This window comes from Peptoniphilus hominis (ex Hitch et al. 2025), from assembly GCF_040096015.1.
GTDB lineage: Bacteria > Bacillota > Clostridia > Tissierellales > Peptoniphilaceae > Peptoniphilus_A > Peptoniphilus_A hominis.
In genome coordinates, this window is sequence record NZ_JBBMFO010000022.1 from 22,613 (window position 1) to 35,425 (window position 12,813).

Annotated in this window: 7 protein-coding genes; all 7 read left to right on the forward strand. The window is 30.9% G+C overall.

Annotation, left to right across the window (positions count from 1 at the left end; translation table 11 throughout):
• Positions 1-94 precede the first annotated feature (94 nt).
• The gene (locus WMO19_RS07165) at positions 95-6,640 is read left to right on the forward strand and encodes a S8 family serine peptidase (protein ID WP_349171045.1); all 6,546 of its coding nucleotides are present in this window, start codon (positions 95-97) and stop codon (positions 6,638-6,640) included.
• A 388-nt stretch (positions 6,641-7,028) separates the two neighbouring features.
• Complete coding sequence (locus tag WMO19_RS07170; protein ID WP_332087771.1) at positions 7,029-8,228, forward strand: dicarboxylate/amino acid:cation symporter; 1,200 nt, start codon at positions 7,029-7,031, stop codon at positions 8,226-8,228.
• 320 nt (positions 8,229-8,548) lie between these two features.
• Positions 8,549-8,977 (forward strand): flavodoxin, encoded by a 429-nt coding sequence (locus WMO19_RS07175; RefSeq protein ID WP_349171047.1) that lies wholly within the window; start codon positions 8,549-8,551, stop codon positions 8,975-8,977.
• Positions 8,978-8,979: 2 nt separating this feature from the next.
• A complete protein-coding gene (locus tag WMO19_RS07180; protein ID WP_019124692.1) occupies positions 8,980-9,564 on the forward strand; it encodes a DUF3793 family protein in 585 nt (194 codons plus the stop codon).
• Positions 9,565-9,762: 198 nt separating this feature from the next.
• Complete coding sequence (locus tag WMO19_RS07185) at positions 9,763-10,428, forward strand: GNAT family N-acetyltransferase (RefSeq protein WP_349171049.1); 666 nt, start codon at positions 9,763-9,765, stop codon at positions 10,426-10,428.
• Between the two features lie 133 nt (positions 10,429-10,561).
• Entirely contained in the window at positions 10,562-11,620 is a 1,059-nt protein-coding gene (locus tag WMO19_RS07190) for a poly(R)-hydroxyalkanoic acid synthase subunit PhaE (protein WP_311565197.1), read from the forward strand.
• A gap of 15 nt (positions 11,621-11,635) precedes the next feature.
• Positions 11,636-12,706 carry a class III poly(R)-hydroxyalkanoic acid synthase subunit PhaC gene (gene phaC, locus WMO19_RS07195; RefSeq protein WP_349171051.1) on the forward strand — a complete coding sequence of 357 codons (1,071 nt, stop codon included), beginning with the start codon at positions 11,636-11,638 and terminating at the stop codon, positions 12,704-12,706.
• The last annotated feature ends 107 nt before the right edge of the window (positions 12,707-12,813 follow it).

Here is a 12,813-nt window from a genome sequence, read left to right on the forward strand (position 1 = left end):
AATGAATATTGAAAAAGTAATTTTCTGGTGCTAAACTCTATTAGGTAAAAAATGATGATAATTATTATCGTTATAAAATCTATTTGGAGGAATTATGAATAAGAATTTAAGAAATTTTTCATCGTTGACTTTGTCGATGATATTTGTGATGAGTTCTTTTAATGGAGTTTTTGCGGAAAATAATATAGGCAATAATTCTTTAACTGAGACTCAAAAGATTGTTAGAGATAAAAAAGAATTTGATTCAAAGAAAAGTAAAATACTTGAAGACTTTGAAAAAGAAGAGCCAAGTGTAAAAGTTAAAAGAGATAAAGTAGTTTATTTTGTAGAATTTGAAGATAAGGCAAATAAAAATGAAATTTTGCAGACTTTAAATAAGATAAAAAATTTAAAGGTTTTATATGAGTATAATATTATTTTTAACGCTGTCTCCGTTGAAACTTACCCCGAAGAATTAGATAATTTAAAAAGTATTAAGGGTGTTAAAAATGTTGAAAGGGCAGGCAAATTAGTTCCACTTATGGAAAATGCAAGAAAGCTTGTAGGGGCTGATAGTGCCAGCGATTATCTAAAAGAGTTAAATGCAATAAATGCAAATCTTGGAAAAAATTATGATGGTCGTGGTATGGTAATTGCAAATATTGATACTGGAATGGATGCAAGTCACAAGGCTATGCGAATTGATGATGACGCGAAGAGTTCTTTAAAGATTAAAAAGGAAAATTTAAAAGGTTCTGATAAGGAATTCTGGTTATCGGATAAAGTCCCTCATTCTTTTAATTACTTAAATGGCGGTAAGATTACCACAGAAAAATATGACGATGGTTCTGATTATTATGATCCACACGGAATGCACATAGCTGGGATTTTGGCAGCAAATGATACTTTAGAAGATGTAAAAGCTAATAAAGGGATAAGAGGTATTGCACCTAATGCACAAATTTTTTCTTACAAGATGTACTCTGATGCCAGTGACGGTTTTGCTGGAGATGAGACTATGTTTCATGCCTTTGAAGATTGCATTAAGCATGATGTAGATGTTATTTCTGTTTCTTCTGGTTTTACGGGAACTGGTTTAGTAGGAGAAAAATATTGGTATGGAATTAGAGCTCTTAGAAAAGCTGGTATTCCTATTTGTGTTGCCACTGGTAATTATGCAACGTCATCTTCTAGTTCATCTTGGGATAGATATGCAAATAATTCTTTGAAAATGACAGATACAGGAAATGTAACGAGAACTGCTGCTCACGAAGATGCAATCGCTGTTGCATCATCTCGTAATACTAAAATTGATTATGAAGGCGTGAACATTGGCGGAAGAGATTTTAGATATTCTCAAATTGGTGCTTTCTTTGATAAAAATAATTTCCCTCAAGGCAAATATAATTTTATTTACTTGGGACAATGTCAAGATGAAGATATAGCTGGAAAAGATTTGAAAGATAAAATTGTTGTAATGGATAGAATTTATACTAAGGATCTGAAATTTGCCTTTAAAAAAGTTTTTGACAAAGGAGCAAAGGGATTAATAGTAGTAAATACAGTTTCTTATTACAATAGAGATGATTGGGAAAGTATTCCTGCTATGGGATATGAGCAAGATGAAAATACAAGAGTTCCTGTATTTTCTGTATCAGGCATGGATGGAAAATTAATCTGGGATATGATTTGTGATAGAAAAGTTGATGATAAGGAAGACTTTAAAGCAAAAGATTCAGATTACAGAATTGATATGGCAAAATATAATTCAAAGAAACCAAAAGTTGGAGACGAAAAAGAACTTAGCCTTAAATTTTTAAATCATAAAATTGCCTGGGAAGATACTAATGTTCCAGCCGGCTCAACTTCATGGGGCCCAAGGATTGATTTGATGTTAAAGCCTGATGTTTCTGCTCCTGGTAAAAATATTTATTCAACTTTAAATAAGATAAATGGTGTCGACACTTATCAATATATGTCAGGAACATCAATGGCTGCTCCAGTGGTATCAGCTTCAACTGTTTTAATAAGACCGAGAGTTAAAGAGCTTGTAAATGAACCAGTTATAAAATCAAGAGGTATAGATATAACTTCTCTTACAAAGATTATGCTCCAAAACACATCAACGCCAATGATTGATCCAACAACTGATGATGGAAATGGAAATTATTTATTTGCTTCGCCAAGACAACAAGGATCAGGTTTAATAAATGTTGAAAAAGCTTTAAAGAACAATTTAATTGTTTCTTACAAAGTTGAAGATTCTAAGGGAGAAATGAATTCTTATGGAGCTGTCTCATTAAAGGAAATTAAATCTGATAAAAAAGATTTTACAATTAATATAGACAATCCATCTGATAAAGACATAACTGTAAAAGTAAGTTCATCAAAAATCACAACAGATGGAGAAGTAACGAAGAAAAAATTAGACGAAGAGTATAAAGATGAAAATAGCAAAGATGGAAAACAAGTAGTTGCAGAAATTCATCCTAAAGAAGTTTCTGGAGCAAGCATAACTTTTGCACAAGATGAAATAACAATACCAAAAAGAGGCTCTTATGATTTGGGCGCTACATTACATGTGGGCGAAGCAATGAATAAGGACCAATTTGTCGAAGGCTATATAAAATTTGAATCTAAAGAAGAAAAAACTGATGCAAAAGATCCTCAGCCATCACTTTCAATGCCTGTAATGGGATTTGCTGGCGATTGGAACAAAGAACCAATTGTTGATAAATGGGCTTGGGAAGAAGGTTCAAGGTCAAAGGGTATTGTAGGTTATGATGATGAAGGAAATCCTAAAATTCCAGGAACATTAAATAAAGGCCGTGGTGGAGAGCATGGTATAGATTTATTTAAGCCGGCAGGAGTAATTCAAAATAGGGAAACTGAAAACAAAACTTTAGACCAAGACCCTGAATTATTTGCTTTTAATAACTCACAAGACTTCAATATGAATTCTAGTGGAGATAGTAAAATTATTTCTGGAAATGAAATTGATAGAGGTCTTACACCTAGTCCATTGATTTTAAGATCTGCATCTGACTGCAAAATTTCTATTGTAAATACAATGGATGAAAATAATCAAAAGCCACTTAAAGTTATTACAGTTGATCATTTTATAAAGGGAATTTTAAATTCAAAGAGAAGTGACGCAAAGGGAATTAAGGGCTCAAAGTTAAAAGTTTATGGCGATTTGAGATGGGACGGATTAATTTATAATCCTCATGCAGAAGATAAAACTGATCCAAATTATATTGAAGGAAAATTTGATCCAATTGCAGAAGGTCAATATTATTATAAATTTGAGTATAGACTTTCTCCAAAATATCCTTATCAAGTTTCATACATTCCTGTAAAAATAGATAGAACTGCACCAAAAATTGTTAGCCTAAATGCAGAAAATCCAGATGAAATTATTTTAAAGGTTAAAGATACTTATCATCTTCAAAAAGACAAGACAAAAACTATTTTTGAAAGAGACCAAGAAAAAAATCCAGCTGATTTTAACGAAGTAAACAATAAAGTTTGGTTTGCAGGGGCAGCTTTTGTAAATGAAGATGGAGATATAGAAGAAAACTTAAAGGTAGTTAACACTGGAAAAGTTGACAAATATGGAAGCTTTGAAATGGATAACGAAGGAAATTCTGTTTATAAAATCCTCGGTGCAAATAAAAATCTTCTTGGCAAGACTTTAGAAGTTGCAGCTCTTGATGGTGCTTCAAACTTTACAAATTTATATAGAATTAAGTTTGATAAAGAAGTTAAAAATGGAAAACTAGAATATTTCCTAGAAACTGAAGATGGTCAAGCTAATGAGAAACTTGGAGAAATTGATGCATCTAAGCTTAAAAATGTAGAAGTAAAAGAAGATAAAAAAGAAGAAGATAAGGCAAGAGATAATAAAAAGAAGGATTATGGAAATCCTGAAATAAGCATAGAAAAGAATAGTTCTTATATAAAAGAACTTACAGAAGAAGATACCAAGAGAATCATAGAGCCAAAGGAAATAAAGAAAACTAATGAGTTTACAGGAGAAGATAGCATAGATTATGACTATGGCGATATTAAATCAATAGATGAGTATGGTATTCCTTCAAGATATTCTGATGGTTCTCCTATGGAATTTAAAGATAAAGATTTAGATACATTAAAGGATATGGGATATATTGGAAAAATTATTCCAGATTCAAATGGTGGCTTTGACATAAAGGGAGAAGTTAAAAATGTTTCTCAAGATGCAAAAATTTATTTTGTATCCACTACAATGTCAAAGACAAATAAGAGAGAAGAGGTAAAGAAAGTTCCTGGTTCTTATGATGAAAATACTCACAGTCTAAAATTTAATTTATGGGCAAATAAGGATGATATAGACAATAATAAGGGAATTGACTACAAAGGAGATATCGAATTATTTGTAGTAGACAGTGGTAAAACAAGTAAGAGCATTTTCCTTAGAATGCCAAAAGAAAAAAATACTAGCGTAGAAAAAAATGAATCGTCTAAGCTATTAACTTCAGAGCATAGCATTGTAGAACTTGGTGGAGAAGATCTTGGCGGGAAATTAAAAGAAGACAAAGATGAAAATGGAAAGACTTTTTATAGAGTGAGAGATGAACTTAGAATAAAAAAGGGTTATGGAGTTAGAGTTATTTCTAGAAATCCAGGCAAGACAAATCTAGACGCAAACTACACTGAAGATTTTATAAATAATGATGAAGATGTAAAGACTTTTGAAGCTAATATAAAAGTTTTAGATGGATTTAATGTAGTTAGATACGAAATCTATAAATTAGATGGTAGTAAAGACCTTAAAGAGGAAAATCTAATTGAAGAAATGGGCAAGTGCTTCTATGTTGATAGAGATAAAGTTCAATTGAATATGGATCCAGATACTTTTTATCCATATACTGATGGAAATAAGGGAGAACTTTATTTTAGAAAGAGTCCTCACACATTGAGAGGTAAAATTGGAGATAAGGGTGGATTTAATTGGCATCTTAGAATAAATGAATCAATGATTGACCAATATTTAATTTATGGTGATTTAAAATCTGATAATTCAAAAGATTTTGAAGTTAAATTAGATGTTAGAGATAATGATGTAATGGATTGGTCAGCAAAGGATTATAAATTAAATGGACCTGAAGGCGGAATTTTATCACAATACAGAATTTACATGGACAGTGTTAAGCCAGAAATAAAATTATCTAAAGATGATAATTCAGAAAACCCAATTACTTTAAACTATGGGGATAAAAAAGTTTATTTAAAGGTTTCAGATAAGAGAGATGCGGATAAACCTGGTCGTATAGAAAAAGTTAATATTTTTGCAAATGGCATGGAGTTTGACCTAAGTAAAAATCTAGAAGAATTTATCAAAGATGGAAAAGTTAAAATAAAAGTAATAGCCTCAGACTATGCAAGAAATACAAGTGTAAAAATATTTAATTTAGATTTAGATAAGGATGAAATTAGAGAAATCGAAAACGAAGATGTAAAAGTAACAGTAAATGGAAATGAAGAAAATGTAAAACAAGGAGAAGATTTTGTCCTTCCAGAATACAATGGAAATGTAGAGACAAATAAAAAATTCATTGGCTGGAATGTAAGAGGTATTACTCAAAAGCCGGGACATATATTCCTTGCTAAAGATGATATTGAAATTGAACCAGTATTTGAAGAAGTTAGCCAAAAGAAATATACTGTAACTTTTGAGGCAAATGGAGGAAGTGGAAAAATTCCATCTCAAACTGTTACAGAGAAGGAAGAAATTGAATTGCCACAAAACACATTTGTAGCACCTGAGGGTAAAGTTTTTGATGCTTGGATTGTTTCAGGAGATAGAAACAAGAAAAATGCTGGAGAAAAAATTAAAGTTGATTCAGATATAACAATTACAGCGTCTTGGAAAGGTATTAAGGAAGAAAAACCAGCAGATGAGAACAAAAAGCCATCTGAAGATAATTATCCTGACAAAAAAGAAAATGAACCAAATAATAATTCAAATAAAGAAAATAATTATCCATTAATAAAAAATAGAAATCACGAGAAAAGGAGTCCTGTCTTTACAAATAGCGGCATAAACAATAACCCAGGAAGTATACTTTCAACTAATGATGATAATACAAATGGACTTGAAAATCATTGGGCAAAAGATGCAATTAATAATGCAGTAAATAAAGGTTACTTTAAAGATATTGCAGAGTTAAATAATTTTATGCCAGACAAAAATCTTACTAGAGCAGAATTTGTAACAATACTTGGAAGAGTCGCAAATGTTGACACAAGTAAGTATAATAATAAAGTATTTTCAGATGTAGATGAAAATAAATACTATGCTGCTTATGTTGATTGGGCATACAAAAATAAAATAGCATGTGGATTTGGTGATGATACATTTATGCCAGATAAGGAACTTACTAGAGAAGAAATGTGTGCCTTCCTATCAAGATTTAATAAAGTAAATAAATTAAATAATAAGGTAGAAAATACAAATATTGATTTTAAAGATAAAAAAGATATTTCGTCTTGGGCAAAAGATTCTGTAAAAGAAATGGTTAAACTTGGTTTAATTAAGGGAATGGATGACGGAAAGTTTGCACCAAAAGAAAAGTTAACAAGAGCACAAATTGCACAAGTTGTATTTAGCATGAAATAAATTTTCTGCTATGGCTTTTTTGCTAGCTAAGAATGAAATTAGATATATTTTAGTAGGTGAAGAAAATAGAAACAGAAAATCTTTAGACTTTATAACAAAAAGTTGAATAGGAGAAAGAAGATAGACTGTTTACAAGTTAAGATATAATTAAAATATTAAGGAGATTCATTAAATTGAATCTCTTTTTTAATTTTAGATGGGATATTTACAAATGAGATAAGAGGAATTTAAAAACTATAATTTTTTTAGTAAAATATAAAATCAAATAAACTATATGAAGAGAAATTATTTTATAAAGATTAAAAAATTTTAATACTTTTATTTTTCTAAAATGGTAAAATGATAGAAGAAGTAATACTTCAAATTTATAAAATTTTAAGGAGGAGAAATGAAAAAGAATAGTTTTTTTAATTCCTTAGTTTTTAAACTAATCTTAGGAATTATTATAGGAATTTTTGTAGGAAGAATTTCCGGCGAATCAGCAATCATTGTAATTAATACTATTAAGAGAGTTATGGGAGACTTAATTGGCTATGTAGTTCCACTAATAATCTTGGGATTTATCACTCCTGCCATAGTTTCTTTAAAGGAAAGTGCAGGCAAGATTTTAAGTGTAACTCTTGCAATTTGCTACATATCATCTGTGGGAGCTGCCACAATGTCTTTCTTAGCAGGTAGGGCTATTATTCCAAAGCTTAACATTGCATCAAATGTTGGTGCAGGCAATGCCATTCCTGAATCAATTTTTAAGTTATCAATTGATCCAATTATGCCTGTTATGACAGCACTTGTAACTTCAATTTTATTTGGAATTGCAGTAATTGTTACAAAATCAGAACATTGGGAAAATTTGCTAATGGAACTTAATAAAATTATTTTATCCATTGTAAATAATTTTGTAATTAAAATTCTTCCAGTTTACATTGCAGCTACATTTGCAACTTTATCCTATGAAGGAGCAATTATTTCTGAATTGCCAGTTTTTATAAAGATAATTTTAATTGTAATAGTTGGACATTTTATTTGGATGACTCTTATGTATTCAATAGCCGGGGCTATTTCAAAGACAAATCCAAAGGAAGTCTTCAAACATTATCTGCCAGCTTATTTAACAGCTGTAGGAACAATGTCCTCTGCTGCAACTCTTCCAGTGGCATTAGATTGTGCTAGAAAATCAGAGACACTTGATCCAAAGATTAGAGACTTTGCTATTCCGCTTTGCTCAAATACTCACTTATGCGGTTCAGTTTTGACAGAAGTTTTCTTCGTAATGACAGTTTCACAAATTATATATGGAAAGCTTCCAGAAACTTCTAATATGATTGTCTTTATAGTTTTACTTGGAATTTTTGCAATAGCGGCACCAGGAGTTCCTGGAGGAACTGTAGTGGCATCTCTTGGACTTATTACTTCAATTTTAGGATTTAACGATACAGGAACAGCCCTAATGCTTTCGATTTTTGCACTGCAAGACAGTTTTGGAACTGCTTGTAATGTAACATCTGACGGCGCAATAGCCCTAATGGTTACTGGAATATTTAAAAAAGTTCCAGGAAGGGGAGAAGGCAAAAAGCTAAAGGAAGCTTAATTTTATAAAATATTTGACCAAGGATTCGTCCTTGGTTTTTTTATTTGTGAATTTATCTTCTAATTTAATTTAAAAGAATTTATTATTTTATTTTAAAATTTTGCTTCCAATTAGAATTTTTATAATTATTTTGAGCTTCAAAATAATTATTAAGTTTTCTCAGACTTTACTTTAGAAATTATTTAATCAACTTTTGAAATTATAAATATTAAGATAATAAATATATTTAAAAAATTCTTATAATATTATATAAAAAATTAAAAAAATATTTATTACAATTAAATTAAATGATAATAAATTTCAAAATTGGAGGAAATAAAATGAGTAAAGTAAATGTAATTTATTGGTCAGGCACTGGCAATACAGAAAAAATGGCAGAGGCAATAGTTAAGGGTGCTGAAGGAGCAGGCGCTGAAGTAAAACTAATCCAAGTAGGTTCTGCTACAGAAGATGATGTAAAAAATGTAGATAGAATTGCCTTTGGATGTCCTGCCATGGGAGCAGAAGAGCTTGAAGAAACTGAAATGAGACCTTTTATGGATAAGGTAAATCCACTTCTTTCTGGGAAAAATGTTGTTTTATTTGGCTCTTATGAATGGGCTGATGGTGAGTGGATGAAAATTTGGCAAGAAGAAGTTGAAGGCACAGGTGCAAAATTAGTTGATGATGGCTTTGCTGCCTATGATAATCCTGACGAAGATGCACTAGAAGAGTGTGAAGCTCTTGGAAAGGAACTTGCAAGGTCCTAAGCATGATTAATAATTCTATTTTCATTGAATTTTTTGATCAAATAAAAAATTTTAAAGATTTCGAATATCTTCACGCTCTAATTAAGTCCACTGTGGCTCCAACTTATAAGGATTTAAAATTGGGTACAATGATGAATTTGAGAAATGGAAATAGACCCTTAAAGGACTTATGGTTAAAAAATAAATTTTTAATTGGAGATGCACTGGAGCTTGATTTTTTTGAATTAAAGGAAGGGGAAGATTTCATTTTAGTTTATTTTTTCAAAAAAGATAAATTGATGAAAAAATTATCCAACAAAAAAATTTCAGAATTTTTAGACTTCATGGGATACGAAAATTGTAATCAAGTTGATGACTATCTGGGTCTCTTAAAAAGTAGGTTCAATGACAGCTGTCCTGATGAGATAGGAGTTTTTTTGGGCTATCCTTTAAAGGATGTAATTGATTTTAAGGATCGCCACAAAAAAATTTGCAAGTGCACAGGTTATTGGAAGTGCTTCAACGATGAAGAAAGTTCCAGAAGGGCTTTCGAAAAATTTGACCAAGTAAAGATTGTAGAGATGAAAAGTATTTTAGAAGGAATTTGAGACTGCTTAGGCGGTCTTTTTTAATGTTTTTAAAAATTAAAATTTAGGTCAGTTTGAAAAAAATTCTAGATAATTTTGAAATTTTATTATACAATATTTAGAACATATAATTTATGCTAATGCGTTAAAGAAAAATATACTTATTTTTTACGAAGATTATATTTTAAAAAGAAATTTTAGGATTAATATAGAGGTACTATGAAAAAATTAATTTTTAAGTTTTTAGGAAAAGAGCATATTGACGAGATATATGAGCTCACTTCAGAGGTCTATGAAGGCATTGAGAATAAGGAAATTTTTTCTCACGACTCAAAGAGTGACTTGGAGCACTTAATTGACAATGGAGGAGCCTTTGTAGGTGTCTATGATGGGGACAGACTCGTTGCTTATAGGAGTTTAAAAGTCCCTGACAAAGAAGATAATTTGGCTTATGATGTGGATTTTTTTGTGGATCCTGACAAGGTCATTATCAACGATACTGTTGTCGTCTTAAAGGAATATAGGGGAAGAAACCTACAAAATCTAACTAGGGAAAAGTTGGAAGAAAAGTATAAAGATTCTAAATTTTCTCACAAGATGTCCACAATCTCTCCCAAGAATCACAGGTCCTACAAAAATACTTTGGATTCGGGCTACATGCTTGTGGCATTAAAAAAGAAATATCCCGATGAATTTTCAGAAGAGGGTTATGATAGATTTATTCTATTAAAATCAGAAGACATAAATTTTGATTTTACTGGGGAAGAAATCACTATTCACTCAAGTGAAACTGAAAAGTTAAAGGAGGCTTTTGAGGCAAATTATGTAGGTGTAGCTGTAGATGATGAGGGAAATATTTTGTTTAAAGAGGCAAAAATAGTTTAATCTTATAATTTAGCAGATAAAATAAATAAATTTATAAAATGTTAATATTAAATTAGCTTAGGGTATAATAAAATTATAAAGATAGAGTATAAACATAAAATAATATAGTTTAACCATAAGAGGAGGAATTAATTTGGATAAAGGATACAATTTTTTTGAAGATTATATGAATTCACAACAAAAGATGATGAATATGTGGCAAGATTATGCAAAGTCTTTTGGAGGAAGTAACTTCAACCCTTTTAGTGAAGAATATCTTTCAAGTTTTAATAAAATTTTTGGAGATTTAGGAAGTGCAGATTTCTTCAATTACAAAGGCACACCTAGTGAACTTGCACAAAAAATAAAGGATACATCTAAACTTTATTACAGCATTTATGAACTTTATAAAAATATTTATGACAAGAACATTGAGCCAACTAAGGAAAATATGGAAAGAATAATGAAAGAGTATAAGGAAGGCTCACTTCAATACATCAACAATTATCTTTTCCCATATATTCCTGTAGATCTTCAAAATTTAATCAAGCAATGTATAGGCGCTTGTGAAAGCTATAGAGACACGCTTATTACAGTTTATGGTCCTTGGATGGATACTTCTTCTGACTTAATGGATTCTGTAATGAAGGGAGCTTTTGCTGATCCTAAGGCTTTCCTTGAATTTTTCAAACTTTGGAAGAAAAATTATGGGGAAACTTTTGGCAAGATGTTAAACTCTCCACAATTTGGTATTGACAGAAATGCCTATGAAAGAAATATGAAGACAATAGATAAGTTAATTACATTTATGGGCAATTATCTAGAACTTACTATGATGCTTTCAAATTTAGTTAACGAATCTACAGAAAATGTTGTAAAAGAAAGCTTTGAAATGATTAAGAAGGGCGAAGCTCCTAAGACTTATGAAGAATTTTACAATTATTGGAGAGAAAAAACTTCTAATGAGTTTGATAAATTGTTCTATTCTGATGAATTTTCTAAATTCTTAGGAAACTTTGTAGATTCTCTAATGCTACTTAAGATTGACTTAGACCAAGTGATAGAAGAATCACTTAAGTGGTACCCAATACCAACAAACTCTGATATGGATTCACTTTATAAGACTGTTTATGAACTCAAAAAAGAAGTTAGAACTCTTAGAAAACATATTAGAGACAAAGAATACGAAGAAGAAAAAAAGGACAATAAATAATAGGAGGTTATTGATTTGAAAAATGTTTTTGGAATAGATTATGTTAAGTCAATGTCAGATATGGTCGACTCATACGAAAAACTAATCAAGGGTGTAGATACTCTTATGAATGTTGACTACAGTGGCTTTGACGCAACTCCTAAGGAGCTAATTTTTCAAGAAGACAAGATGAAACTCTACCACTATGAGCCAAAGGTAAAGGATCCAAACAAAATTCCTACCCTAATTGTCTATGCTCTTGTTAACAAACAATATATGATGGACTTGCAAGAAGACAGGTCTCTTATTAAAAACCTATTAGAAGGTGGACAAGATATTTACATCATCGATTGGGGCTATCCAACAATGGATGATAAATATATTGGACTTGAAGACTATATTAACGGCTATATCGACGACTGCGTTGACATAATTAGAAGAAGACACAAGATTGAAAAAATTAATATTATTGGAATTTGTCAAGGTGGTACTTTCTCCTTTATTTACACTGCAACTCATGGAGAAAAAATTAATGCACTTGTATCACTAGTAACACCAATCGATTTCTCCACAGATGATGGACTTCTATTTAAATGGGGACCATATCTAAATCCTGAAAATATGGTAAAGGCCTTTGGAAATGTGCCAGGAGAATTTATGAATGCAGGTTTTGTATTCTTGAAGCCAATTGACCTAATGATGGACAAGTATGTTGGCGTAATTGATTCTCTTGACGATCCAAATAAACTTGCCAACTTCCTTCGTATGGAACACTGGATTTTCGATTCACCTGATCAAGTTGGACGAGCATATCAAGAATTCCAAGAAGAAATGTATCACAAAAATAATTTAATCAAGGGAGAATTTTATCTCGATGGCGAAAGAGTGGACCTTAAAAATGTAAAATGTCCAGTGCTTGCAATTTTAGGAACAAAGGACAACCAAGTTCCTCCAAATGCTACTAGACCAATACCTAAGGCTGTTGGTTCAAAGGATGTTGAACTTGTTGAAGTAGAAACAGGTCACATTGGCCTCTTTGTATCTGGCAGAAGCCAAAGGGAAGTAGCACCAAAGATTAATGAATTTTTAACAAGTAGATCTAAATAAAAAATTAACCGAGCTTTGATGCTCGGTTTTTTAATGGCTCTATGTCAAATATTGGGGAGACTCGTTAACTCGAGTCTCTCTTTTCATTTAAAAATCAATACTTAGAC